This window comes from Lutispora thermophila DSM 19022 (assembly GCF_900142105.1).
Lineage (GTDB): Bacteria > Bacillota > Clostridia > Lutisporales > Lutisporaceae > Lutispora > Lutispora thermophila.
In genome coordinates, this window is the sequence record NZ_FQZS01000031.1 from 1 (window position 1) to 26,882 (window position 26,882).

A 26,882-nucleotide genomic window follows, 5' to 3' on the forward strand; every position below is an offset into this window, starting at 1 on the left:
CCAAGCCAGGCATTTTCTGAATCAATGGTTAGTAATTCAGCAACAATGCTTAAGGTAATTATTTCACTATCACTCATCTTAGAAGTATTGATATTGCAACGTTTTTTAATATGTGTTGGAGTTACTTCTTGGTAAATGTCGTCAATTATGACATAAGCGACAGTTATAAAGTCTTTTAAATCTCCAATTTCTTTGATAGAATAGTTTCTATCAGACTCCAGCATATATGTGACCCCCTATCATTTTTGTGGTTATTAATGATAGGTTACATAATATGTTGGAGTTTTTCATTCGTAGATTTTTGGTAATTCAAAGCTAGCACAACAAGTTAAATTATATAAGAATTTAATAAAAAGGCACTTGAACCTCACGTTACGTTATGTTATATAATGCGTGCATGGAGGTAATGATTATGAAGAAGAATTTAGTGAAATTATTAACAAAAGATAAGGAAATAAGACTTTTTATTGTTGATGCAACGAATATTCTGGAGCGTAGCAATTTAAGAGATATGAAAACAGATTTTGCAAGACAGCTTTATACGAACATATTTATAGATTGTTGTCTATTACGTGGCTTTTTAACCGAAATCGATCAGCGTATAAATGTAAGTATTCGGTTTAAACCAGCTGGGTATACGGCTTACTGTGATGTAAATGGAAGAGGCAATGTTAATTGTATTTTTTCTTCCCGACTAGCTTCTTTTAATGGTGATTTTGCCGATTTAGTCGGAGAAGGGACATCTCTCTCTATTACAAGAGGGAGTTGGACAGGAGGAATGTTTACTGGAACGGTAGAATTAAAGTCTGCTTCTATAGATTCGTGCTTTTCATATTTCTATTCTAAAAGTGAGCAGACAAAAACAATTTTTCGAACATGGATTGAAAACGGAATTGCAAGAGGTTGTTTGATACAACCACTGCCTTTTTACAATATTGATCATTTAAAATTTGTAATGGATGGTATCGACAGTGCAAAGAAATATATAGTTACAGAGCAATGGGCAGAACTGCCCTTGAAGGTTTTCCCATATGCAACAGTAGTAGATGAATATATCGTGCAAAGTGAATGCAATTGTTCAAAAGAGATGTTTTTTGGTATCCTAATGTCTGTTGAAACCGATGAGCTAAAAAAATCAATTAAAGTTGGAAAAAATGAAGAACTGGAATGTGGTATATGTGGTAAGAGGTATATATTTAGAACAAATGATTTAGAAATGATTGTAAAAATGAAGGAAAGTGAACAAAATGGATAGATTTCTTAAGATTGGGGAATTAGCAAGTATGACAGGTATAACTGTCAGAACTCTACATTATTATGATGAAGTCGGTTTATTAAAACCATCTAAGATTACTGAAACAGGGCATAGATTATATGACATACAGAGTGTTACAACATTATATCAAATAATTTCTTTGAAAGACATGGGATTTAACCTTGATGAGATAAAGGATCTGATTCATGATAGATATATAGATATTCGAAAATTCGTTGAGATCCAAATTTCAAAAGTTCAAGAGGAAATTGCCCAGAAGCAGTTACTTTTCAGTAAGCTACTAAAACTAAAACAGGAGCTTAAAGATAATAAGAATATCTCATTAGATGATTTTAAAGCAATCGTCCCATTTATTAATTCCTCAGCAGACAAATACATTACTAAAGAACAGTTAGATAAAATAAAAAATAACTTAGAAAGAGATAAAGCAGAATCAGAAGGAGCAACAGAATGGCTGGAATTCATTTCAAAACTTAATTATTGTTACAAGAACAAATTGCCTAATACAGATTTAAATGCAATTGAATGCATTAATTACTGGAAAGATTTTATGAACAAGTCAATAGGTGAAGATGAGAAACTTAAGAATTCCATATTCTCATTTCATGCTTCTTTGGATAATTCCCAGCTTAGATATGGACTTACTGATGATCTATACAAATATCTAATGGAGTTAATGAAATAAGTAAAGCTTAGTGGATATGTTCACATCTACAGATAGTGCTTAAGGTGCCGTCGATATGTTTCCAACTACCGACAAGTTAAAAGAGTGTGTGTAAAGATTATTTATATAATCCGATATTAGAGATTATAATGAATAATTGGGGGGGGAGATGTACTGATGAGTAGGTTAAAGGTGAAACATAGTAATCCGGAGGGATTATTTGATTCAAGAGTTTTTAGTCAAGTGGTTACAGTTAGCGGTAATGCAAAGACAATATATATCGGTGGACAAAATGCTATTAACTCTGAGGGACAATTAATAGGTCGGGACAATTTAGAACTGCAAACAAAACAAGTTTTAGAAAATATTAAAATAGCTTTGGCTTCCGAAAATGCAACTTTCAATGATGTTATAAAGCTCAATATTTACATGGTTAACGGGTGCGATCCGGCAGTCGGATTAAAATCATTTAAGGAAACAATTGGCGAGATGGAAAAGCCTCCTTTGATCACAGTTCTCAAAGTCGCTGGTCTTACAAATCCTTTATGCTTGATTGAAATTGATGCAATTGCTGTAGTTGAAGAAAGAGAGGATTGCATGGGATGATGGATACTTCCAGATTGAAACGAAAAATTAATCCAATGCCCAAGGATTTGGAGGAAAGGCTTCAAACAGCATATGCAGCAAATAGCTTATTATTGCATAATGGTAACATAATGCGATGTAAGGTTTGTTGAGGTGATAAATTGAATAGTCTAAAGAAAGAATTATTATATTTAGCATTAGGTGAATTTGCAGCTCTATGTACATTTATATTTGTATATAGATCATTAAATATTGGAATGGCTAGTTTCATAGCATTTACATATCTTATTTTTATATTATTACAAGGAAGTATTTATTGGTTTTATAGATATATATTGATAATAAAAAAAGAAAGCTTTGGTCCTAAGGCTATAAAATTCTTTAGATTTCTAAGAAAGTTAAATATGATTTTATTAGTGGCGCTAAGTATGATAATACCTATCATTAAAAGCAGCAATAAAGATTTGATTATTGCTATTGGGTTATTTTTATTCGGAATAATTGAATATATAAACTACTATTGGTATAGATTAAGCTACGGAAAATCAGGATTTAATATAAAAACACTATTAAATACAGGATTAAAAAAATCAAGTATAAATAAGATGATTTACAAATAATGCCCAAAGGTTGGTTATAGATTATATAATGGGTACTTTATATGTTGATAATCAGCTATATAGAAACATCATGGAACAGTAGGAGAATTTCCTTGAAGATTTAAATTTATGCTAAAATGCGGTGGATATGTTTCCGATAACAGATGGTTTTTGAAGAAATTGTCGAAAGTTCGTAGATATGTTTCCGCAAACAGATAGTTTTCAAAATAGTTCAAGACATCAATCTGAACCGCTCGAGCCATGTGGAGACGATATTATTAATGTCAAGGGGGGAGAAACAGGATTTTAAAAATGTTTGTAAATAAAGGGTTTTTGACATTGGGATTTTCTTCAAGTTATTTTGCTGAAGGAGTCAATGGTGTAAAACCCTTATTTTTATAAGGTTGAGGAGATATAATAGATGTAAAAATAATTATAAGATGCTATTATTAATAATATGGAGTATTTAAGAAAAATCAAAAAACACAGGCTCTACCAAAGAGGAATGGATGAGCAGGTATATATGATGCAGTCCGTTGAGTTTGGAGAGCATCAAAAGAGAAGGTAAACAATCTGCTCAGAATCCCATTACATATCTGAAGCCACAGAAGTGCGATAAAACTCATGTTTTCTTTGGGAGTGCTTGCGTATGTAACATTAGGACACAATTAGAATAGAAACAGATGATTAGTTCTTAGACGGCTATTTATTTTATAATTTTAAGAAATAGGATTAGACATTATAAGAAGGAGAAACTTGAATGAATATAAAAAAACTTACCTCAATAATATGCGGGTCTATTATCTTGGGGACTGCTTTTTTCTTTTGTGGTTGTGGTTCGGAGAGTACGGTAAATCAGAATGACAATATTGAAAATATCGAGCCTGAGATAATATCAGATGAAGCTGACAAGTCGGAAACGACAGATAATATTGCGCCAGAACATGTGTATTCACACGATGAATTGTTGGCTGCTATAAATGAATATACTGATGCTCAAAGCGAAATTGAGCCATTGTTTTATGATTTTAATGGCGATGGAAAGGAAGAAGCGATATGCGAATTTGGCAGAACTATTACTGAGGATGGAAACGATTTTTATCAGCAATATTTCATATATACAGATGGGGAACACACATTTGAGTTTGGAGACCTTGCCGAGAGTGTTTATTATAGTTCGGAATATAATCTGATATCGGTGGATGACGGTTATCATTTTGCCGTTACTACAGGATGGCGTAGTTCTATCCTTGGAGGTTATTATAGCAGTAGTGTTATTTATGAATTAACTTCAGATGGAGTAAATGAATGCTTTTTGAAATGGTTTTGCAATTTGAAAGAACCAGGAAATTCCAATATAAAAATTGATTATTACGAAGAAGCTGTGGCTGGTGGTGAAGTGGTTATGAGTGATGTCTTATATTGGAATGGAAAAGAATATTCAACATATAAATAAAAAAGGGATGCTTGAATGAAAAAGTAAATTCCAATTTTACTGTGAAACACTATATATCTTTTTTTCTATTAATTCCCATGCAAGGATTGCCCAAGAAGGCGAGCATTTATGCGAAGCCTGATTGGTTGCAATCTACTGCTGAGTGCGTAGTATTGATGTCAAGGAATGATAAATAGAAGGGCTAATAAAGGTTGTAAGTAAGTAATTTCCAGACATTGAGATAATATCTCTGTTTGATTTGCCTGAGGCAATTATGTCTGGAGACCCTTATTTTTATCGTTTACGGAAACGTGTCAACTACCTAAAAAGAGTGATAGGGTTGAGTTGACAAGATAGATGTAAGAATAGATATGTATTAAATAGATCAACAACAAAATCAGATTACCCTTCCTACGATGCCCTGATGAAATCCCTGTACCTGGCTGTCAGGGACATCACTAAGAAATGGACGGGCCGGGTTCAAGGCTGGGGTACAATCTTGGATCATCTCATGATTTACTTCGTAGGCTGGATCACAGAAAGGGATATTGGCATTAGTCGTAGGCACCAGTATATTTACAGTGATTTTCATTTTTTGAAATATTCGTTTACTCATAATATCAGAACCTTTCAAGGTTTATTGATATGATGATACTTTACTTAGTAAGTTACTTTATACCAGTAAACCATAGTAATTGAATAAATTGATAGCTAAACTATATAGTGAACAAGAGATACTTTATATTGAGAATTATAAGGGTAGATTGGGAAAAAGTGCACGATACAGGAAATTAATAAAAAATATGAAAGGAGTGGCTCCCATGTAGCTTTGAATATGAACTTTGCGGTAACGCCAATATTGGATGGTATGGCAATGATAATCACAGTGCTATATGGATTCCTGTGCGGTCAATCGGAAGGAATTTTTATAAAAATTTTGGGAGCAAAAAAGTATGGAACTTTTAAGATTTCTTTTATGTATATTATTTGGATTTCTTTTATCAGGTGTTTGGTTTGGACTCAGTTTTGTTATTGGAGCATTAATTCAAAAGATGAAAATATCGTGGTTAAAATACTTGAATACATTATTTGCAAGTGTAATACCTATATTTTTGATATCCTTAACATTAGGAATATACCCTATTCAAATAAGTGGAATACGACAAATTAAAGTATATGTTATAGGAATAGTGACGATAGTGATTACTAGCGTTATCATTACTACAAAAAAGACAGTAATACATAAAAAGGGTAAAGAGATACTGTTTTATGGCTTGGATGGATTAATGATGGAAATACCTCAAAGGATGATGATGCAGTCATTTTTATATGGGGCACTGAAGATATTAGGTGTTTCTTCATTGAATTTTTATACTATTATAGCTACAGGAGTTATCTGGTGCATGGGTATTATATCGCAAGCATTTTTATTAAAGATACATTTTGATCAAGACATGTTTTTTGATATTTTAGCTTCATTTGTTTTTTCCTTAGGAATTGGTTATGTGTACCAGGAAACAGGTTTGATTATTATAACAATGATTGCTCATTTTTGTGAACGTATTTTAAGTTGCTATATTTTTAGTAAGCGTCAAAATAAGCTGAATACTCCTTATCGTGATTTTTATGAGGGTAAGGCTAATTAGAAGAAGCATAAGTTTATATTGTAATATATGAACCGTCTTTGAAAATCTGGGGGATGGGTGGAAATCAGAAAGGATAGGGAATTCCATACATGGGTGTTTACTGATTGGGAATCGATGTTCATGGCAATGAAATATGACAAAATCGTTGGAATGATATCAATCATGAAAAGCTTATATCTTGTGCTAACGATTATGCAAAAAAGGTTTTGACAAAACTTATATTCCGATAGGGTGCATTGGCCTTTATGAGCATTACGGATATTATTATCTTAGGGACATCGTAAATTATAGGGATGGCGTGGATCATCTGTTTGTAAAAGAATTGAGATAAATAGAGAGGCAAATTGATATTTTTCTACGGTAATGATACGTATGAAATTCCATTTGCCATGTGTAGATATGTTCTCTCAAACCTTGAAAATGTTGAAAAACTATTGATATGTTCCCATGGACGCAGACATCAATAACGACCATTCGACCCATGTGAAGACAGTCGTTCTTTTGTACCACAAAAACTCCAGATGATTTTATCTGTGTAAAAATAGATTATAATAGTTTAAACAGTCGATAGACAGAGAATGCCCTTGAAACTCTAAAATATGAACAGTTAAAGAACTGGGTTATTCAGCAATAATGTGCTTATTAATAGACACATATGGAGATATAATTAGAAAACCATGTATGTAATGATAACAAAAAACAGTAATAAATGAAAGTTGTACCACTTTGCAGGAGTATTTGATATGAACGTATGCACGTTTATAGCAGCAAATTGCCCTATGGATGAGGTAAGACCGTCGAAAGAATATCTGTTAGAGATAAATGTCGATGAAGGTACGATTTATGACGGTGATGCCGATGATAATTTTTTTCTGTGCAAGTTCAGGGATGTATTTGATTATACGGATAAAAAGTATGGCGTTTGCCTTGAATGGGTTTACTATACAGAAGGTAGAGCAAAACTGATTCAAAAGTACATCTCAGATGTGCTTAGCCGCACAGATACTGTAGAAGTGTGGCATGTATGGCTGGATTACGGTTACTATGAATATGACGAAAGACCGATAATAAAGAAGAAAACCCTTCATATAGATGAAATAAGCCCTGAAGATATACGGGAAACTGATAATGCTGTGATTTGGGAAAATCCCAATTCTATCAGGCCGATATTTAATTGTTTGAAAATAATAAAGTGAAGAGAAAATAAAGGCACACAGTGGGGAAGGTTAATGTCCCGCTGTGTATTATTGAAATATTGTTGTCTTGAAGTTCTTTGACGAAACTATTAAGCTCGGAAGAGGTAAAGTCAGTGGACAAGTTCTTGTGGGGGAGACACGTTGAGTTTGTGGTTTTGATTACAAGGGTTGAAAACAGAGATTCCAGAGAATTTGAGGTTCTTAATATGCGATAAGCGGAGGTAAAGGCAATGGACATTAGCATTGAAAAAGGAAGCTTGGAATATATAAACGATTGTGAAGAAGCACTTTTGAACTCTGAATTAGGTAGAATATATTTTTCCAGAGAAGGAAGTGCTAGAGATGCTATACTGGAAGGGCTAGAACAGGGAAATCTGTACATTGCGCTAACGAATAGAGATTGTGTAGGCTTTCTATATTACATTCCTAAAGGTGCATTTCATAGTTTCCCTTATCTGCACATTATTTCGATAAAAGAGGAGTACAGAGGTAAAGGGATAGGGAAAAAACTTATTAACTTTCTTGAAGATATGGTTTTTGTAAAAACCAATAAAATATTTTTGGTTGTTGCAGACTTTAATCCAGATGCAAAGGGTTTTTATGAAAGAATTGGATATCGCCAAGTTGGAGAGATACCCAGCCTTTATAGAAAAGGAATTACTGAATATTTAATGATGAAAGAAAAAGAGGAGTAATAGAGTACACAAAGACATTGACATCAATTCCATCAACTCGACCCACGTTGAGACAGTTTGCTTGATGTCCAAATGAGAGAGTTTTGAAACAGATGAATACACTAGATTTGATAGATAAAGTACAGTTATGAAAAAGCAAAAGGTAAAATGGCGGATTGATTGTGATTGATGCCGTAATAAGCATTATATTTTATGATATTAGCAATAAGAAACTCCGTGAATTAGGAGATCCTATCTTCACGGAGTATTATTTGATAGTGTGTAAAGATCAGAGGTTAACACTCTTACTTAAATTTAGCAAATCATCAGCAGTATTATTAATTACGTTAAATGAAGACAATATTTCCTGCATCACTGATGATTGAACGGATGTATCTGATGCAATTGATTTTATCTGCTCAAGTGACTTAGATGTAATTGCTTTTGTATTGGAAATAACTTTGGCAATTTCACGTCCATATTTTGCGATTTGATTACTTCTTTTTGTAATATCTTGAATTTCCTGATTTGAAGTTTCTTGTAGGCTTTTCAATTTTCCAAAAGATTCTCCTACATTTTTAACCAAATCAATTCCTGACTTAATGGTTGCAGAACTTTGGTCTATTGAATTTACAGTCTTTGTAGTATCTTCTTGTATCTGACTTATGAGATTTGAAATATCTTCTGCTGCAGTTGCTGATTTTTCAGCAAGTTTTCTGATTTCATCAGATACTACGGCAAAACCTTTACCATGTTCACCAGCTCTTGCGGATTCAATTGCTGCATTTAATGCTAGAAGATTGGTCTGTTCTGTTATAGCGGTAATAATCTCTATAATCCTACCAATTTCTTCTGATATAGAGCTTAAACTATTTATGATAATTTTATTTTGTTTTGTAGACAATTCAATTTCTTCCATGTAGCTTATTGCTTGGTTAATTATCTTTTCGTTTTCTTCTGTTGCTGTAGATGTATCTTGCGATATTTCAGATAATTTCTGAGTTTTTGCCGAGATGGATTCGAGAGCATCAGATATATTTGCAACAGTGGTATTGGTATTTTCTATGTATTTTAAATTTTGTTCGCATCCTAAGGCTGCACTATCGGCATTTTGATTGATATTTTCATTTGAAGCAGTAGCTTGCTCAATTGCTTGTAAAAGCTGTTTTACAGAAGTGGAAAGTGTTTCTGAAGCATCTTTGGAACTATTCATAACACCTTGTAAATTATCAATATATAATAAAGATTGCTCTTCTGTTTTGGATAAATTATTAAGTATGTTTCTTGTTCTATTGGCAATCCATATGAAAATTGCAGATAAAATGATTATTTCCAGGATAAATCCTGCTGTATCAGCTACATAATGGCCAAAGGGGTCATCAACATAAAAGGGATTTGATGTTAATTTAGGATAATTTGTGATGATGATAATTAAACACTGAAAAATGGAAGCCATTATAGTAAGCTTTTTGTCAAAGTAAATGCAACTCATTGCAATAGGTAATATTAAGGCTATATAGATATCTATCTGATTGCTTAAATTGAGTATACCTATAGCTACCCCGGCCATAGCAATTGCATAATATTTTAAAAATTGACTGTTTATACCTATCTTTCTTAGTATAAAAGGGGAGATAGTAGCTATAGTTCCAATTAGACAGTATATAATTAAAGTGGTTAAATCATCAATATAAAATATGCCTAACCATCCAAGAAGAATTAAAGCTGGAAAAGCTAAGGTAAAAATAAGTAAAATATTGGTTGTGGATTTGTTTGAAACTTCATCATTCCTGTGGATAATATGCTGCTTTGTCATAGGTAATACCTCCTGAGGATTATATTGAGGGAGCTTTTATAGTTTAATATATAAAATTTAGAAACATGCTGCTTATTATAGCATATTAAATATATGTTTTCTATAATAAAATACATTGGGATTGGGGAGCTAATTTTTTGATTGTTCTTCAGTAAATAATAATAATTTGGCATATTTAATCATCGTTTTACCATAAATCAAAATACTTATTAAGGATACTGCAATGTTAAAGATAATTCTTTCTGCTGTCTAATCTAATAACCATAATTTGACGATAATAATATAAACACTATTTTGGCAGGAGGTGAAGAGATATGATAAACCCAGTAAATGTTTCTGGTATGGAAAAGCCAATGAATACATATGAAAAAAAGGATTTGAAACAGGAAAACAAGATGGAAACAACTGTCGAACAAGAAGCTTATATTGTTGATATTGGTAATACACCAGAAAAGAAAGCAACCTATGACAATCCAGGTGTTGTGAAGCCTGATATCAAGAGAATAGAGCAGTTAAAAAAGGAAGCAGATGACGCATTAAGACCATTAAGACAAATGGTAGAAGAATTATTAAAGAAGCAGGGAATGTATTTCAAGGATGCAAATTTTAAGCCAAATGAAGGCGAAATGGTTGAAATTGATGACGAGACAAGGGCAGAAGCTCAAAGGCTTATTTCTGACGAAGGAGAATATGGTATTGAGAATACTGCCAATAGACTTTTTGAATTTGCCAAAGCTGTGTCAGGCAATGATAAAACAAAGCTTAATGAATTAAAAGCAGCTATTGAGCAAGGATATAAGGCAGCAGAAGAAGCTTTTGGCGGAGAATTACCTGAGATATGTAAAAAGACGCTTGCGCGTACAATGGAAAAATTGGATCAATGGGCAGCATCAGAAGAGGAATAAATAATACTTAGTTATAGGGCATCTATCTGTCGGTAGGAAATGTGAAAAAATCTGTGCTTTTGTGAAATACAATGCTCTTTTCTGGCAAGAATCTAAATATCATTTAAACAAGAAAGGAGCGTTTTTTATGTTAACATTACCAAGAGAGGTATTAAGAGAAATGATAAAAGAAGGAAATTTAAAGACAGCCTATGACCTTCATTCATATCTAAAGGATATCTTCAAAGATGATTCAGGAAATGTTAGAAGCAGAGCTAGAGATAGAATTTGGTTATACAAAAAATGATAAAAAGAACAAGCAGACAGACAATAGGAGGAATGGATATAAAGAGAAAACTGTAAAAACTCAATTTGGTGAAATGCCAATTGAAGTACCAAGAGATAGAAATGGTGAGTTTGAGCCTATTATAGTTCCAAAGAACAAAAGAGATATATCAGGAATTGAGGAAAAAGTTATAGTACTTTATGCAAGAGGTATGTCAACTAGAGATATTCATGATCAAATTAAAGATATATATGACATAGAACTATTAGCAGATATGGTAAGAAAAATTACTGATAATATTATTCCACAAATAAAAGAATGGCAAAATAGGCCTGTAGAATCACTATATACCTTTGTTTTTTGGATGCCAAACACTTAAAGTTAGGGAAGATGGACAAATAAAAAGTAAAGCTGTATATGTAGTTTTAGGAGTAAATATAGATGGTTTTAAGGATGTTTTAGGAATTTGGATAGGAGAAAATGAATCATTTAAGTTCTGTTTAGGAGTACTTAATGACCTGAAAAATAGAGGATTAAAAGATGTATTAATATTCTGTGTTGATGGACTTACAGGTATAAAAGAAGCTATAGAAGCAGCATATTCAGGAGCAGAAATACAAAGATGCATAATCCACCAATTAAGAAATTCGTTTAAACATGTAAGTTATAAAGACATAAAGTAATTTTCAAGCGATTTCAAAGAATTATATAAGGCACCAAATGAGAAAGTGGCGTTAGAAAATTTAGGGAAATTATAAGAAAAATGGGGTAAAAAGTATCCTTATGCAATCAAGAGTTGGCAAATGAATTGGGATATATTATCTCCATTCTTCAAGTATCCTGAAGAGATTAGAACAATAATGTATACAACCAACATAATAGAAGGCTTTCACAGGCAGCTAAGGAAAATAACACAGGATAAAAATATGTTTCCATCAGATCAGGCACTTGAGAAAATACTATATCTGGCAAGTCAAAATGTAACAAAAAAATGGACTCAAAGATATAAAAACTGGGATATAATATTAAATCAACTAACGATATTTTTCGAAAATAGAGTAGAACAATATATTTAAACCATTAGAAAGTCGTTAATATAAATAGCAGGACTATCGTCTTTGAAATTTAGCTATAAAACACTAATTTTCAGCCTTATATGTTAAATAAGATAGAATACATATACTACGAAAATGCATACTATTCCGTATTTAAAATTATTGCCCATAATATTCATTTTAATGCATAAATTAGAATAATATGGGCAATGTAAAAATAAGCTATTCAATTACTAATAAATCTGAACATTTCTTGTCGGTTAAGAGAATGACTTTCTCTAAAAGCATAAAGTTAATTACATTCTCACATAATACTACACTTCTTAGATTATGATGATTCTTCATCCTCATGGATTCCGTTTGGATCATATACCAAAATATCACCGGGCTGACAGTTTAGAACTTCACAAAGTGCTTCAAGGGTTGAGAAACGAATAGCACTTATTTTTCCAGTTTTAATTTTTGAAAGATTGACATTAGAGACTCCGGCTCTTTCAGATAATTCTTTCAAACTTATCTTTCGTTCGGCCATAATTCGGTCAAGATATAAAATGATTTTTCCCATTTTAGCACCTCACAGTGTTTCATCTGATTCCTGCTGCAACGCTTCTTCATAAAGAAAAATGTACGATAACAGAGACAAGACAATGGCGATAACAATGAAACCGAATTGGAATATGTGATTAATGCTTATGCTGTTGATGGATGAATTGTTGAAGATTACAGAGAGATCATAGGCTTTGATTTGGGCAGTACTGCCGATCAGCTTGCAGATTTCACTGATGCCGCCACCAATAAGTGTGACTCATGCAAGCTTTCGGCTTTTGACAAAAATCCCAGCTTCAAAGGGCTTACCTTCTTTCATGGGGACAAGAATCATACGGAGCAGTCTGATACTATACCAGCTAACCATTAACAAAATGATGGTAGCAATCAGAGAGATGATAATACTAAATTCCATAGCATCAAGATTCAGATATGAACCTTCCACCAGTTTTACGCTAACTAATCCAAGATTTGTGTAGATAAATTTGCGATGAATTTTTCTTTGAATATGAGTGCCACTGGAATAAACACCACCGCAGCCATGCACAAAACAAAAAGAAAGCCCTGCAAGATCTTTAAGAACTTATCAATACCATGTGCGGTTTTCACTAATTTAAGATTACTCATAATATTTCTTCCTATAAAAATATGCTTGTCATTAATTACCTGTTGAAGTATATGCAGAAAATTATCACTAGTCAATATTAAAATTAATGTTTATCGTTAAAAAATTAATGCTAAATATTAATTTATTAATGCCAAACATTAGTATAAATATTCAAGCTCAATTATAACAATCAATCGAGTTAATAATAAAGTGAGGTGTGGCGTCTTAATGTCGAGGGAATATTTTCTTTAAAAACTAAGGATAACTTGATATTATTAAAGCAATGAAATTATTAACTAAACATCTTGTACCATCAATAACAGTGCTTATCTTTCGCATTATTCAACTTTTGAGCATATGTGAATATGAACTCAACACTATTTATATATTGGAGGGGGAAGAGATTATGGAAAGGTGTATAAAAAAGAATTTAGAAGAAAGAAACGATAGGATAATTAAGGCAATTATCAAAAAGGCAGAAATAGCGTGTCCAGGTGCAATAGCATTAATAGGAATTGCAGGTTCATTCAATACAGGAGATATATATGAAAAGTCAGATTTGGACTTATGTATTGTAATTAATGATGATAGTGCTAGGAAAATATCATCATGCTTTATCTTGGAAGATGTAGGCTTTGATATATACTGTACTCCATGGAGTGGGCTTGAAGATATGTCAGAATACAATAATCCATATGTTACTAAATTACTTCAATTAGATATTGTATACTGTAGCGATGATAAATACATGGAGCGCTATATGAGTTTAAGAGCAAAGGTCATAAATAAGTTAAACCAGCCATATTCAATAGAAGATAATAATAAGGCTGAAAAGTATGTTGATGAAGCATTGAAAGAATATGCAAATATAATTATAAGCAGTGATTATGGAGAATGTAGATATGCAGCAGCATGTATGTTATGTAACATTGAATATGCTATGTATATGTATAATAAGGCATATGTAAAGAGGGGAGTTAAAAGAATACCAGAGGAAATCTCTAAAATGGAATCTCTTCCGGAAGAGTTTTATGATCTGTATTGGAGCTTAATAAAAGCAGAAAATGTCGAAAAAATAAAGGAAGCATCAACATTGTTAATAAAAGCTGTTAAAAGCTTTGCAAAGGAAATGAAGGATAAAGTTACTTCAAAAAAGGAAATCTCAGCAGTTGATTTAATAGGTACATATGAAGAGATTTATTCAAATTGGAGAAATAAAATGCATCATGCTGCAGATAATGGGGATATTTATTTAGCATTGATGACAGCTGCAAGCTGTCAGGAGTTTTATAACTATATGTACAGTCACTATGATATTGATAAAATTGACCTTATGAGCAGGATTAATGTGAATAACTTATCTTTATATGCAGAAGCCTTTGATAATACAATGGAAGAATATAAGAAGAACTATGACAGATTAAATGTTGAGATTAAAAGGTATAAAGATTTGGATGAATTTGAAAGAAAGTATTTAGGATGAGATTCAAATTCACCAAATGGAATGGGAAATGCTTAAGCTTTTTTGCAATGAAATAAAATAGGAGGGTTTTTATGAAAATTGCCATTGCCTACTATTCTCAGCATCATGGTAATACAAAGAAGCTTTTAGATGCCATTAATGTAACAGATGATGTAAAACTAATCAACGTGGTTGAATGTAAAGAGGCAGACCTATCTGACTACGATGTAATCGGTTTTGCATCCGGCATATATTTTGGCAAATTCAGTGACAAGGTTATACAGTTTGCCAAGAGCAATCTGCCAAGTGATAAACAAGTATTTCTCATAAACACCTATGGTGTTAAAGGAAATTATACAAAAGAAATGCAAAAGATTATTGCAGAGAAGTCCTGTCAGTTGCTTGGAATTTATGGATGCAGAGGCTTTGACACATTTGGACCTTTTAAGTTAGTAGGTGGAATCGCAAAGGAACATCCGGATGAAAATGATGTGAATGGGGCAATAGAATTTTTCAGGAAGATTATTGAAGATGAAAAACAAGTATATAGCTAAAAGAAGATTTGAGAATACAGTAGAAGATCATCATAGATATTGATATATAGATAATGGATACAAGACGAAGTAGTATATTGGGCTTTATTTTGACAATTCGAAAAAATAAAATTTTTTATGTTATTTATTGATGGTATTTGTTAAAATGTGTATAGTTGTGGTGGTTATTATCATAACGAGAATTAAAATACACATATTACATATATAGGGAGAGATCTTATGTATAGCTTTTTTATAAACAAGAGTATAAGATTGAAAATAGTATGCTGAATGATTTACTGTATGAATATTGACTTTAACTAAAGCAATAAAACGCTGATATTTTGCTGTAAATCTTAAAATGGTAAAAACCATTGACATGTTCCCACGGACGCAGACATCAATAATAATCACTCAAGCCATATGGAGTTAATAGTAATGATATCGAATATTGGTTTCAAATAAGCCGCCTTCTATATTGGGGCATTGTGCCTGCAGAAAAGTTCAGACCGAATGATTATGCAACATATAAGGAATTTACGGATGCTCTTGTTAAGATCGTAAAATATGAGGGAGTAAACAGGAATCAGCAATTTTCTAAAGCGATCATTGATAGCTTTGGTGTTGGCGGTGATACAAGCCCAAATGCAAAAATCACGAAGGAGCAAGCCATATTCCTTGTCCACAAAACTTACAACTGGATGGTAGAAGCTAATGGCTTTAACGAGACAAAGTACAGGATAGAACATGGATCAATAGATAGAATCGGCGTAGATGGCGTAGAAATCGGCGTTTATACCCTTGAGTTGGCTAAGGATAAAGGTTCTTATGTTGCCATAAACCCAGAGGGTAAGGCCGAGCTTAGCAGTGCAAAAGCGGAACGTTTTAAATTCACCTACAAGGGAAGCCGTACTAATCAGTTTGATGAATGCATGATGCTTTATACAATTCAGACTATGGACGGAAAGTACCTTGCCCTCTCCGGAAATGTTCCAACCAGTGGAAAACGACTCATCACACAAGACACGGAGTATTTATGGGCCATAAGGGGACCTCATGCTGGTGGTGGTAGTTTTAAGATTTATCCTCCTGACTTTCTGAACCTATATGTAAATGCTGAAGGAGAGAAATCAAAGGACGGTACCCCTATAATTGTATGGTTTGAAACGCAAGCCTCTCTCCCCGAACATTGAGCCTTCCGCATTTATTATGAAGGCAGTACATCAACTTCTTTTCCACGATGGAAGTCAATGCCGGCTACTGCCACACCCAGTCAGACGAGCTTTATCATGAATAACAAGCCTGTTTCCGTTACGGCGGCCTACAGTATAAACGGAAGCAATTATTTACAGCTCCGCGCCATTGCAGCATTGCTCAATGGCACTGCTTCTCAGTTTGATATAGGCTGGGATGGCAAGTATGCCGCCATTGAGCCTGGTAAGCCTTATAGCGGCACAGTTGCAGAGACCAAACTTAATAGTACGACCAATGCTAACATTAGTGATACGAAATTCAAGATGAACGATGAAGTTTTTATTTTCTCCGACGCACGGCTGATCGACGGAAATACCAACTATAGCCAGTTCCGTGAGTTTGCGCAGAAAGTTTCAGGAACTGCATCACAGTTCAATGTGTACTGGGACAGCGTTGCAGGCAAGGCTGTCATCCAACCGATACAATAACCGGCAGTGGAGAGTTAGAGGATGGAACTTACTTTATTAAAGCTTCTAAAAATAAAAACTTTGTTGTAGATGTTCCGAGTTCAAGTAATAATGATGGCACAAAGCTTATTATTTACACAAAAACCGGTAATGATAATCAAAAATTCAGAATTACCAACATAGGTGGCAATAATAGTATTCGGAAGGAGCAAAACAACGCTTGCACCAAAGGAGAATATCACAAGAGCAGAGGCTGCGGTAATTATCAGGAGATTGCTGCAACAGTCAGGCTTGATATAAATGATATTGATTTCTTAATATAATATAAATAGTCAATAATAACTGTAACGGGAAAGTGCCGTCACCAGAAAGAAGTTAATTGGTGACGGCACGTGTTCTGGGTGCACCCGGTTGGGCGCAATCTAACAGGCGAAAGACACGAATAGGACCCGATAGTGGGAAGTCGACAGCTTAAGACAGGGGTGGTAGCAAACTTCCTTTGCCGCTTGCCCTCTGCAGTGATTTAGGTGAATACGCACCGAAAAGAGAATTAAGAAAAGAAATCTGTGATCTCAATATTATATGAGCAGTTTATGTGGAAGTTCCCAATAATAAATGTTATTATAGTTGTAGAATTTAAGGGGGTAACAAAAGATGAATGTAAAAAGAATCATAAGTATAGTAATGGTAAGCTTAATGATTTTAGCTGCATTACCAACAGCAGTAAGCGCACAGGCAATGCAAAACAATCCAAAAGGAATACAAATACCAGATGGATATTCTTTACATTACATTGGACGTTATCATGAGGCTTCTCCTGTTATAAACGGTATGATTGCAGTTGCCAGTGGAGAGGAAAGGATATATGATGATAAACCGGTTTGGGGCTTTGTGGATGCTGAAACATTAAAAGAAGTAATAACTCCTAAGTATACTCATGATGGGTATGGTGAACTACATGATGGCTTTAATGAATGGGTTAGGTATCCACGTTATTTTGGTAATGTGGTTGTATTAAGGGATGGGTATAGTGCTACTGTTATTAATAAACAAGGCCACATTGTAGTTCCATATGGCAAGTATCGCTATATTTCTGTTTTTATCAATGGTTATGCTGAGGTTGAAACATTTGACGCTAAGTGGGGAATTATTAATGAGCAAGGCAAAGAGATGTTTCAGCTGGGAAAATATGTGACGTATGATACAGGAATACATGCATGGTGTCCTTCGGGTATAATACCTGTAGAACGAACTGATAATAAATTGACTACTGTTATTGATGTGTTTGGAAATGAATTAATTACTCCATCCGATAACATTGGCTTTAAAGATCCTAAGGGTGGGTTTATTGATATATTGGACTTTGAAACCAGGAAAGGCTATGTTATAGACAATACGGGAAAAAAGCTTTTTACACACGATATAGAAAGAGTTCTATTTGGCTTTTCAGAGGGTCTTTGTTTCTTTCAACAATTTAAGCCTAATAGTGTGTTAGGTTTGGATGAAAATTATTTGTATGGAGGCTTTATTGATACGATGGGTAAAGAAGTATTTAGACTACCCAAAGGACATATAATTCATTTTTTAATGCAAGGATGGTATAAAAATGGACTTGTAAAAACAGTGTCACCTAATTTAACGAATACAGGGAGGTCAGGGTGTGAGAATTTACTGGATAAAACAGGGAAAATAGTTTTTACAACACAGGGATTTATCGACGATGTGGGTAATGGCCTTGCCCAGGTTTTTATGCCTGTATTTGAATCAGGTGAGTATATCAAAGATGTTGAAATGCTTTATAATTTAAAAACTGGCAAAAGTATTTTACCTGAAGGTTACAAGCTATCAGCAGAAATAGAAAAAAAATTAGGCAGAGAAGTAGGGGTGGATTATAAGTCCAGCCTTGAACCTACTGATGATTTAATTGCTGTTGTTGAAGCAAAAGAGTATAATGAGAGCATGGATTATGAAAGTTTTATGGAACAGCTAAAAAGAGCTTATATAAATGCTAATGGTGATATAGTAGTTTCACCTGGAAAGTATAAAAGAGTTGAACCTTTTACTTATGGCAAAGGCAGGGTTCAAGACTATAATTTAAAATGGGGATTTGTTGATAATAAGGGCAATGAAATTATTAAGCCACAGTTCGATGTGGTTACATACTTTGTAGAGGGTAAAGCAGTTGTAGGTATCTATACCGATGAAAAAGCGCCTAATGCCGGCAGTGACCATCTCTCAATAGGAAAACCGGTACATGATTATATGACTGATTGGTATGTCTTAATAGATGAATCATATGTAGAGGAATAGGAGCGTTATAAGATTATAATTCAAAGAACACTATACAATAAAATTACAAATATCATTGCATATCAAAGTGAAAAAAGCCATTACTCCCATGTGATGATGGAAGTAATGGCTGCTATGATGCATTAAGGAAAATGAATATTGATTTTACAATGATTTTTAGGACAAGCTGGTGCCTATCACCTAATTTTTATTTTACTGTTTTTATCTTTGATGAAAACATATACATGAAGGAAAGGGGAACGAAATGAACAATAAGGAAAAGTCATTAATTTCAAACGAATACTTGGAAAGTCTGTCTTTAGACACATCTGATTCAGAAATTTTTGATTTATCACCTGAGATAATATCGATGAACAACTCAATTGTAAATGCATTGTGGGATGAGTCCAAAGAAATATTGAGTTTCCTGGTTGAGTTCAAAGAGTTAATGATGATGTATAAATGTGCCATAAAAGAAATAAAGACGAAATTTGAAGTTTTAGATATAGAGTTTAAAATCCGATATCAAAGAAATCCTATTAATTTTATCAATACACGTCTTAAATGTGCTTCAAGTATTGTTAATAAGATGAGGAGAAAAAATATACCTTTTACAATTGAGAACATAGAAGAGCATATTCATGATGTGGCAGGAGTGAGGGTAATTTGCTCATATGTAGATGATATATACAACATTGCAAAGGCGCTGCTAGAGCAAGATGATATTAAGCTTATTAAGAAAAAGGATTATATAGCAAATCCTAAGCCCAACGGTTATCGGAGCTTACATTTGATAGTCAGCGTTCCCGTTTATTTTGCCGAGCAAAAGAAAAACATGAAAGTGGAAGTGCAAATAAGGACAATAGCCATGGATTCTTGGGCAAGCTTGGAACATCAACTAAAGTATAAACAGCAGATAACAAACGAGGAACATATTGCAGCTCAACTAAAGGAGTGTGCCGACCTTATAGCGGACATCGATTCTCGAATGCTTGATATAAGGACGCAGATTGAAGCAAACAGTAGTGAACCAACGGAAGAAGAGATACTGCTAAAGAAATTAAGCAAAATTGATACACCAATTGAATAGGATGTTGTAGTATTATTACATACTAGTATGTTCCATAGAAATATACCATTCACAGCCTATAAATATGTTATTTCAAAAGAGATGATCACAAATCAGGAGAATCTGTTGAACACTAATTGCAGAATATAAGATAAAAGATATGTTGCTATTTATGAGGATATCAATAGAATGAATTAATATGTGAAAATTAAGAAGCCTGTATATGATGAAAATACATGAAATGTAATACGAAAATAGAATATTAAGGAAGAACTATATATAAACATAATTTATTATTGATGGCATTATTTAGTATTGTAATATTATTTGCATGTTGTCAGAGTGAAACTGCAAACACAGAGAGTAGCAATGGAGAATCAACTCTTAAGCTTTATGATTTATCAAAGTATCAATGTCAATGAGTATATCAAACTTGACAAAGAAGTAGGAAGTGTAGAAATAATTGATGGAATTAAATATTATAAAAATTGCTGAGATTGTAACACTGTTTGTAAAGGAGCAAAGCAACTGAGAAGCAGATGAACAGTGAATGCAAGATTTTGCTATATATGCGAGTATTTTAAAAGAGGAGGATTCACATATGAAAAAGAAAAGCAAATCTGTTATTGCTGCAGCTATGACTGCTGCCATTTTGACGGGTGGTGCTGCATATGCTGGAGGAGGTATAAAAAAATCCATTGATGTTGTAATGAATGGCATTAACTTGGTAGTGGACGGTCAAACCATCTTTACTGATAATTTCATATATAATGATACCACCTATGTTCCCATCAGGGCTGTGGCTGAATCATTAGGCAAAGAAGTGAAATGGGATGCCCAAACTAATACAGTGGAAATTGGCGACAAGGAGAAGGATTTTGTTGAAAAAGGCGATATCAAAGTTTATAGCAAAGCTGTAAAATATAAGGATGAGTATACGGAGGTTAATCTCAAGATTCCTGTCATTGAAGGAATGAAGGATTCTGAGATAATGGACCAACTCAATCAAGAGTTTGAGAAAAAAATCATGGATTTTAAGAATGAAACAGAAAACATTACAAAAGAGGGTGTAGAGGATTCTAAAAAAAATGGCTGGCCATTGAGAACCGGTAGTGCTTATACCGAATACGAAGCACGAATCAATGATAATAAGACAATGAGCATATTGGTCAAATATTATAATTATACAGGCGGCGCTCATGGCAACAACTATACAGAAACAGTCAATTTGGATTTGGTTAATGAGAAGAGATTGCTTCTAAAAGAACTTTTTGTTGATTCGGATGCCTATAAGCAAATTTTAACTGATGAGATTTTAAAATTGATGAATAATGAAAAGGATAATTTATTTCCTGAAGCATTAAAGGATTTTAAAGCATCCGATGATATGAACTTTTACCTGACAGATGAAGCTATTGTTTTTTACTTCAATCCATATGAAATAGCACCTTATGCCAGAGGAGTTGTTGAATATAAAATACTGTATGATTCTTTGAGGGATGTTTTAAATGATAATTATGCACAGCGTTTTTTAAATGATTAGAAAGTAGTATCTAAACATATGTTTTTTCCCAGGACGAATAAAACAGTCGACATTGCTTATGCATAAGCTGCCAAATAAGACAGATCATGTTTTCACAGACAAAGAAATCACATAATGTTATTTATACGTTGTAAAAGTCGTCAATTATGACATAGGCGACAGTAATAAAGTCTTTTTAATCTCCAATTTCTTATATAGAATTGTTTCTATAACACTCCAGCATATATGTGACCCCTATCATTTATGTAGTTATTAATGATAGATTACATAATATGTTGGAGTTTTTCATTCGTAAATTTTTGGTAATTCAAAACTAGCCCAACAAGCTAAGTTAGACTATAATAATATAAGTAAAATAAAAAATTGGAATAGATAACGTTTTTTGTCCTGCTTGGGAAAAGATAGAGACTAGTGATAAAATTAAATAATATTTTATGGTGTTGTGAAAGACAAGGATGAAGTGATTATTATATTGACAATAGGATATGGTACAGGCGTTTTGCAACAGGAAATTCATATTTTAAACATGGAGGATTTAATTGAAGCTGATATTCAAGACCCCATTGAGGCACTCAATAGAGAAGTAACTTAAACTATTGTTAAGAATGAAGGAAATGTAGATGTAACCGCCACTGTACCTGGTGTTGTATCTCCTTCAGAGTTTCACGCAACAGTACTTGTTGAACGTGAACCAGATCTAAAAGTCCATTCTATTTCAATCCATGAATGATGTGTATTCGACTACCAATAGTGGGAAAAATTATAATTTATCTGTTTTTTTCTTTACACCCTCATATATATGAGCTATAATATGTGTTGAAATGAATATGGGAGCTAGGGGTGCCGTAAGGCTGAGAGAGATTTTATATCTTAACCCTTTGAACCTGATGTGGTTAGGACCACCGTAGGGAAGCGCGAATTATAATCGTTATATAGAATTATATGCTTACCTGCGGGTAAGCTTTTTTGTTATTTATATTTTATGCTACTGGAGGTGACTTCATGAATGTGAAGTTTAACGGAAGGACAGTGGAGATAGAAGAACAAAATGTAAGCTTGTATGATTTTCTTCTTTCAAAGCAATTCGAGCTTGGGAGGTTGGTTGTTGAGCTGAATTTTGAGATAGCTCCGAGAGAAAAATGGAGGGATATTATTTTAAAAGATAATGACACCATTGAAGTTCTAAGATTTGTAGGAGGAGGTTGATTAGAATGGAAGATAAATTGGTTATCGGAGGAAGAGAGCTTAGAAGCAGACTCTTTATTGGAACCGGAAAGTTTTCCTCAAATGAGATAATTCCATCTATTGTTAAAAGTGCTGAGGCTCAGGTGATAACTGTTGCCTTAAGAAGAATTGATTTTGAGTCAAAAGATGAGAATATACTGAATTATATTCCTGATGACTGTATTATTATGCCGAACACTTCAGGAGCGAGAAATGCGGATGAAGCAATAAGGATAGCTAGACTTGCAAGAGCAGCGGGTTGCGGCAACTGGATAAAGATTGAGGTTGTATCGGATAACAGATATCTTATGCCGGACAATATTGAGACCATAAGGGCCACAGAGGTCCTTGCAAAAGAAGGTTTTGTGGTGCTTCCGTATATGAGCCCGGATCTTATGGCAGCAAAAAGGCTTAAGGATGCAGGAGCAGCCGCTGTTATGCCTCTGGGAGCTCCTATAGGCACAAATAGAGGTCTAAGGACCAAAGAGCTTGTTAAGATATTGATAAACGAAATAGATCTGCCTATTATTGTTGATGCTGGTTTAGGCAAGCCTTCCGAGGCTGCTGAGGCTATGGAACTCGGCGCTGGGGCTGTGCTTGTTAATACGGCCATTGCAACAGCAGGAGATCCTGTAAAAATGGCCAAAGCCTTCAGCCTTGCCGTCAAAGCAGGACGAATGGCATATTTTTCAGGAACCGGCACTGTAAAGGAATATGCAGAGGCCTCCTCACCTCTGACGGGCTTTTTATTGGACAAATAAATGGAAATGGTGACAGAGCTATATATTGAACTTCAGTATATTAATTATGAGGAAGTGTGGCATATGAGTTTTTATGGTAAATACATGGAATATCGGGGTTTTGATTTTGATGGCTTTTTTAACGGAGTAAAGGACTTAGACATACAAAAAGCCTTGAATAAGGAATGTATTGATGAGATGGACTATCTCGCATTACTGTCCCCTGTGGCGGAAAAATGCCTGGAGCAGATGGCAGTTAAGGCTCAGCAACTTACATTTTGGAATTTCGGCAAGGTTATATTCCTCTTTACGCCATTATATTTGTCAAACTATTGTACGAACAAGTGTGTGTACTGCGGATTCAACGTTACTAACGATATAAAGCGCAGCAAACTGACACTTGCTGAGGTGGAGCAGGAAGCAGAAGCAATTTCACGTACTGGGATAAGGCACATATTAATACTTACAGGTGAATCAAGGAAGGAAAGCCCTGTATCATACATTAAAGAATGCGTTTATGTGCTTAAGAAGTACTTTTCTTCAATATCCATTGAAGTATATCCACTTGAGGAGCAAGAATATGCTGAGCTTGTCAAGGCAGGGGTAGACGGATTTACCATGTTTCAGGAAGTGTATAACGAGGAGTTGTATCCTCAACTGCATATGGGAGGCCCTAAGAGCAATTACTGCTATAGGCTTGATGCCCCGGAAAGAGCTTGCAGAGCTTATATGAGGACTGTTAATATTGGATCGCTCCTTGGGTTGGATGAATGGAGGAGGGAATCTTTTTTTACCGGATTGCATGCAGATTATTTGCAGGGCAATTATCCAGACATTGAGATTTCTGTGTCATTTCCAAGAATAAGGCCTTCGGCGGGATGCTTTAAGCCAAAATATCAGGTTACTGATAAAAACTTGGTTCAAGCCATGCTTGCTCTGAGAATTTTTATGCCCAGGGTAGGAATAACCTTGTCTACAAGGGAGAACGCAAAACTGCGCGACAACCTGATAGGGCTTGGGGTGACCAAAATGTCTGCTGGTTCATCCACTGCTGTAGGTGGATACTCAAATAAAAATAAAAGCGAAGGCCAATTTGATATTTCTGATGAACGCAGTGTAGAAGAGATAAAACAGTTGATCCGTAGCAAAGGTTATCAGCCGGTATTTAAGGACTGGCAGCAAATATGAGCAACAACTTTTCATAGTTATATAAGACGTAAGGAGTTCAATTATGAATGATTTTTGGTATGGACTTGAAAAGTATATTGGCGGAGAAAATATGGAAAAACTGCAAAGAATAAAGATCGGCATTGCCGGAGCCGGCGGGCTTGGTTCCAATTGTGCTTTCAACCTTGTGCGCAGTGGATTTAAGAAGTTTAAGATAGTTGACTATGATATTGTAGAACTTTCTAATCTGAACAGACAGTTCTACTTTATAGATCAGATCGGGATGCCCAAAGTTGAAGCCCTTAAGAAAAACCTTGAGAGAATTAATCCTCACTTGGAACTGGAAACTTATCAGCTGAAGGTTAATGCCGAAAACATCATGAAGCTGTTTGATGACTGTGAGGTCATTGTTGAAGCCTTTGATGATGTAGCAAGTAAGACATTGCTTGCAGAAAAATTCTTCTCTTCGGGGAAACTGGTGATCTGTGCTTCCGGCTTGGGTGGCTGGGGAAACACAGATGAAATTAAGGTAAGAAAGGTACACTCGAAGTTTTATGTGGTTGGAGATATGATATCAGAAGTGGGGAATCAAATTCCGCCAATGTCTCCGAGGGTTAACATAGCCGCTGCCAAACAGGCTGACATTGTATTGGATTACATAATCAATAATGATGTATAAATATATTTCCAATTTACTTGTGTGTCGGGAGGGAAATAAGTGGATAATTTTTTTGAAATAACTTATGCCAATGACCAAAAAGCGTCTCATGAGTTAAGGGAATCGGGAGAAAAGCTACATGATTTAAAGAGAAAAAAACTGGATACGGATTTGTACTGTCTGACGGCTGAGGAATATTCACTTGGCCGCAGCAACATTGAGGTAGTGAAAGCCATGTTGAATGCGGGAATTAAAATAATTCAATACAGGGAAAAAGAGAAGAAAATGCTCCATAAATATCGCGAATGTGTGAAAATAAGAGAGTTGACATGGGATGCCGGTGCAACATTCATTGTAAATGATCATATAGACCTGGCGATGATGGTTGAAGCTGATGGAGTACATATAGGGCAGGACGACCTGCCTATAGAAAAAGTGAGAGAGCTGGTAGGGGGAAAAATGATCATCGGTGTTTCCACTCACTCGCCCTTGCAAGCTCAAGATGCGATAGATAAAGGAGCTGACTACATTGGTGTCGGGCCCATTTTCAGTACCAGAACTAAAAAAGATGTATGCGATCCGGTAGGTTTTGAGTATCTGGATTATGCAGTAAAGAATGTGAACATTCCTTTTGTTACCATTGGAGGCATAAAAGAACACAACATAGCTGAAATAAAGGCAAGAGGGGCGAAAATGATAGCTATGGTGACAGAAATTGTGGGCTCTGAAAACATTGAAAAAAAGATAGAAAGCATACGCAGGAAGTTGTCCGGTGTTTATACAAGATAGATTTAAATTTAAAAAAAGATGATATAACGAAGGTGGACGCCCATTGAGATAAGACTGTAATTTATACAATGTGTTTAAATATAATCTATTTCTTGAAATTCTTCTATTACTTGATCCTTAAGTTTATCATCATAGTATTTTATTTTAAATTAACCTCTTGTGCTAGGTAGTAAGATTTGATTTTAAGGAATATTATACCAACTAATAAGGGTATAAAATCCTTGCTAGATAATTTTGTGTGGATTAATTAACCAAATACTAACTCTTTGATTCTTGAATGTGACTCACGGCCTATAAGTTTATTGATGTAATAACACAAGTTATAAGCCAATAATTTGGTTTTAATCCTTGTTTGTAACCCCCAAAAAGACTTCGCTAGTACTCTCTCAATATTGAGTTGACAAACAAGCTGGGATGCTGACGTTTCAATCCTTCGCCTTAATCTAAAGATAGCTTGCCTCAGTTCTTTAGGGAATTG

At 34.3% G+C, this 26,882-nt stretch carries 28 protein-coding genes, 5 pseudogenes and 1 riboswitch; of the genes and pseudogenes, 28 read left to right on the forward strand and 5 right to left on the reverse strand.

What is annotated here, in order from left to right:
• Positions 1–224 (reverse strand): annotated as a pseudogene (locus BUB48_RS15740) (IS982 family transposase); the annotation flags it as partial.
• 188 nt (positions 225–412) lie between these two features.
• Between BUB48_RS15740 and BUB48_RS15745 the strand changes: the two are divergent.
• The 9 genes and pseudogenes from BUB48_RS15745 to BUB48_RS15785 all read left to right on the forward strand — a co-directional run bounded on the left by BUB48_RS15745 (position 413) and on the right by BUB48_RS15785 (position 8,096).
• Entirely contained in the window at positions 413–1,255 is an 843-nt protein-coding gene (locus BUB48_RS15745) for an Hsp33 family molecular chaperone HslO (RefSeq protein WP_073027517.1), read from the forward strand.
• Positions 1,248–1,961, forward strand: coding sequence for a MerR family transcriptional regulator (locus BUB48_RS15750; RefSeq protein ID WP_034839221.1), 714 nt, complete (start codon positions 1,248–1,250; stop codon positions 1,959–1,961). The genes BUB48_RS15745 and BUB48_RS15750 overlap by 8 nt, the downstream gene beginning before the upstream one ends.
• 156 nt (positions 1,962–2,117) lie before the next feature.
• Positions 2,118–2,546 (forward strand): RidA family protein, encoded by a 429-nt coding sequence (locus tag BUB48_RS15755; protein ID WP_073027520.1) that lies wholly within the window; start codon positions 2,118–2,120, stop codon positions 2,544–2,546.
• Between the two features lie 140 nt (positions 2,547–2,686).
• Positions 2,687–3,145: a hypothetical protein gene (locus BUB48_RS15760; RefSeq protein WP_073027522.1), complete on the forward strand. Its 459-nt coding sequence runs from the start codon at positions 2,687–2,689 to the stop codon at positions 3,143–3,145.
• A 739-nt stretch (positions 3,146–3,884) separates the two neighbouring features.
• Positions 3,885–4,580, forward strand: coding sequence for a hypothetical protein (locus BUB48_RS15765; RefSeq protein WP_073027524.1), 696 nt, complete (start codon positions 3,885–3,887; stop codon positions 4,578–4,580).
• Positions 4,581–4,947: 367 nt separating this feature from the next.
• A pseudogene (locus tag BUB48_RS18665) lies at positions 4,948–5,082 on the forward strand (IS256 family transposase); the annotation flags it as partial.
• A 430-nt stretch (positions 5,083–5,512) separates the two neighbouring features.
• The gene (locus BUB48_RS18670) at positions 5,513–6,205 is read left to right on the forward strand and encodes a CPBP family glutamic-type intramembrane protease (RefSeq protein ID WP_242944263.1); all 693 of its coding nucleotides are present in this window, start codon (positions 5,513–5,515) and stop codon (positions 6,203–6,205) included.
• Between the two features lie 743 nt (positions 6,206–6,948).
• The gene (locus BUB48_RS15780) at positions 6,949–7,401 is read left to right on the forward strand and encodes a hypothetical protein (protein ID WP_073027526.1); all 453 of its coding nucleotides are present in this window, start codon (positions 6,949–6,951) and stop codon (positions 7,399–7,401) included.
• Between the two features lie 230 nt (positions 7,402–7,631).
• Positions 7,632–8,096: a GNAT family N-acetyltransferase gene (locus BUB48_RS15785; RefSeq protein ID WP_073027527.1), complete on the forward strand. Its 465-nt coding sequence runs from the start codon at positions 7,632–7,634 to the stop codon at positions 8,094–8,096.
• 268 nt (positions 8,097–8,364) lie between these two features.
• On the opposite strand, the gene BUB48_RS15790 is transcribed toward BUB48_RS15785, so the two are convergent.
• A complete protein-coding gene (locus BUB48_RS15790) occupies positions 8,365–9,891 on the reverse strand; it encodes a methyl-accepting chemotaxis protein (RefSeq protein ID WP_073027528.1) in 1,527 nt (508 codons plus the stop codon).
• Positions 9,892–10,205: 314 nt separating this feature from the next.
• Here BUB48_RS15790 and BUB48_RS15795 point away from each other — a divergent pair, with 314 nt between their 5' ends.
• The 3 genes and pseudogenes from BUB48_RS15795 (at position 10,206) to BUB48_RS15800 (ending at position 12,137) form a co-directional block, all read left to right on the forward strand.
• Complete coding sequence (locus BUB48_RS15795; protein WP_073027530.1) at positions 10,206–10,796, forward strand: hypothetical protein; 591 nt, start codon at positions 10,206–10,208, stop codon at positions 10,794–10,796.
• A 127-nt stretch (positions 10,797–10,923) separates the two neighbouring features.
• Positions 10,924–11,082: a hypothetical protein gene (locus tag BUB48_RS18675; RefSeq protein ID WP_242944264.1), complete on the forward strand. Its 159-nt coding sequence runs from the start codon at positions 10,924–10,926 to the stop codon at positions 11,080–11,082.
• Positions 11,036–12,137: pseudogene (locus tag BUB48_RS15800) on the forward strand (IS256 family transposase). Before BUB48_RS18675 ends, BUB48_RS15800 begins: the two are co-directional and overlap by 47 nt.
• Before the next feature lie 307 nt (positions 12,138–12,444).
• Here the strand turns inward: BUB48_RS15800 and BUB48_RS15805 are convergent.
• Entirely contained in the window at positions 12,445–12,681 is a 237-nt protein-coding gene (locus BUB48_RS15805) for a helix-turn-helix domain-containing protein (protein WP_073027532.1), read from the reverse strand.
• A gap of 440 nt (positions 12,682–13,121) precedes the next feature.
• Positions 13,122–13,289 (reverse strand): hypothetical protein, encoded by a 168-nt coding sequence (locus BUB48_RS18180; RefSeq protein ID WP_175548444.1) that lies wholly within the window; start codon positions 13,287–13,289, stop codon positions 13,122–13,124.
• Between the two features lie 386 nt (positions 13,290–13,675).
• Between BUB48_RS18180 and BUB48_RS15810 the strand changes: the two genes are divergently transcribed.
• From BUB48_RS15810 to thiE, 16 genes and pseudogenes are all read left to right on the forward strand, one after another.
• Positions 13,676–14,752: a hypothetical protein gene (locus tag BUB48_RS15810; protein ID WP_073027534.1), complete on the forward strand. Its 1,077-nt coding sequence runs from the start codon at positions 13,676–13,678 to the stop codon at positions 14,750–14,752.
• Between the two features lie 71 nt (positions 14,753–14,823).
• Positions 14,824–15,285, forward strand: a complete 462-nt coding sequence (locus BUB48_RS15815; protein ID WP_073027536.1) for a flavodoxin family protein — start codon at positions 14,824–14,826, stop codon at positions 15,283–15,285.
• A gap of 467 nt (positions 15,286–15,752) precedes the next feature.
• Positions 15,753–16,457: an RICIN domain-containing protein gene (locus BUB48_RS15820; protein WP_073027539.1), complete on the forward strand. Its 705-nt coding sequence runs from the start codon at positions 15,753–15,755 to the stop codon at positions 16,455–16,457.
• A 96-nt stretch (positions 16,458–16,553) separates the two neighbouring features.
• On the forward strand, positions 16,554–16,946 hold the full coding sequence (locus BUB48_RS15825; protein WP_139250014.1) for a hypothetical protein: 393 nt from the start codon (positions 16,554–16,556) through the stop codon (positions 16,944–16,946).
• Between the two features lie 35 nt (positions 16,947–16,981).
• Positions 16,982–17,089: pseudogene (locus BUB48_RS19240) on the forward strand (RICIN domain-containing protein); the annotation flags it as partial.
• A 19-nt stretch (positions 17,090–17,108) separates the two neighbouring features.
• Positions 17,109–17,225, forward strand: coding sequence for an S-layer homology domain-containing protein (locus BUB48_RS19245; protein WP_408631056.1), 117 nt, complete (start codon positions 17,109–17,111; stop codon positions 17,223–17,225).
• 354 nt (positions 17,226–17,579) lie between these two features.
• Positions 17,580–19,235 (forward strand): WG repeat-containing protein, encoded by a 1,656-nt coding sequence (locus tag BUB48_RS15835; protein ID WP_073027543.1) that lies wholly within the window; start codon positions 17,580–17,582, stop codon positions 19,233–19,235.
• A gap of 244 nt (positions 19,236–19,479) precedes the next feature.
• Positions 19,480–20,304 carry a GTP pyrophosphokinase gene (locus tag BUB48_RS15840; protein ID WP_084524740.1) on the forward strand — a complete coding sequence of 275 codons (825 nt, stop codon included), beginning with the start codon at positions 19,480–19,482 and terminating at the stop codon, positions 20,302–20,304.
• Between the two features lie 321 nt (positions 20,305–20,625).
• Entirely contained in the window at positions 20,626–20,778 is a 153-nt protein-coding gene (locus tag BUB48_RS18185; RefSeq protein ID WP_175548445.1) for a hypothetical protein, read from the forward strand.
• A gap of 106 nt (positions 20,779–20,884) precedes the next feature.
• The gene (locus BUB48_RS15845; RefSeq protein ID WP_073027546.1) at positions 20,885–21,826 is read left to right on the forward strand and encodes a PdaC/SigV domain-containing protein; all 942 of its coding nucleotides are present in this window, start codon (positions 20,885–20,887) and stop codon (positions 21,824–21,826) included.
• Between the two features lie 442 nt (positions 21,827–22,268).
• Positions 22,269–22,418: a hypothetical protein gene (locus BUB48_RS18190; RefSeq protein ID WP_175548446.1), complete on the forward strand. Its 150-nt coding sequence runs from the start codon at positions 22,269–22,271 to the stop codon at positions 22,416–22,418.
• A 234-nt stretch (positions 22,419–22,652) separates the two neighbouring features.
• Positions 22,653–22,754, forward strand: a riboswitch (TPP riboswitch).
• A gap of 74 nt (positions 22,755–22,828) precedes the next feature.
• The gene (thiS, locus tag BUB48_RS15850; RefSeq protein WP_073027549.1) at positions 22,829–23,032 is read left to right on the forward strand and encodes a sulfur carrier protein ThiS; all 204 of its coding nucleotides are present in this window, start codon (positions 22,829–22,831) and stop codon (positions 23,030–23,032) included.
• Between the two features lie 5 nt (positions 23,033–23,037).
• The gene (locus tag BUB48_RS15855) at positions 23,038–23,811 is read left to right on the forward strand and encodes a thiazole synthase (RefSeq protein WP_073027552.1); all 774 of its coding nucleotides are present in this window, start codon (positions 23,038–23,040) and stop codon (positions 23,809–23,811) included.
• A 63-nt stretch (positions 23,812–23,874) separates the two neighbouring features.
• Complete coding sequence (gene thiH / locus BUB48_RS15860; RefSeq protein WP_073027563.1) at positions 23,875–24,978, forward strand: 2-iminoacetate synthase ThiH; 1,104 nt, start codon at positions 23,875–23,877, stop codon at positions 24,976–24,978.
• A gap of 43 nt (positions 24,979–25,021) precedes the next feature.
• Positions 25,022–25,636, forward strand: a complete 615-nt coding sequence (gene thiF / locus BUB48_RS15865; RefSeq protein WP_073027555.1) for a sulfur carrier protein ThiS adenylyltransferase ThiF — start codon at positions 25,022–25,024, stop codon at positions 25,634–25,636.
• 138 nt (positions 25,637–25,774) lie between these two features.
• Positions 25,775–26,404, forward strand: coding sequence for a thiamine phosphate synthase (gene thiE, locus BUB48_RS15870; protein WP_073027566.1), 630 nt, complete (start codon positions 25,775–25,777; stop codon positions 26,402–26,404).
• A gap of 247 nt (positions 26,405–26,651) precedes the next feature.
• Here thiE and BUB48_RS15875 read toward each other — a convergent pair.
• Positions 26,652–26,882: pseudogene (locus tag BUB48_RS15875) on the reverse strand (IS982 family transposase); the annotation flags it as partial.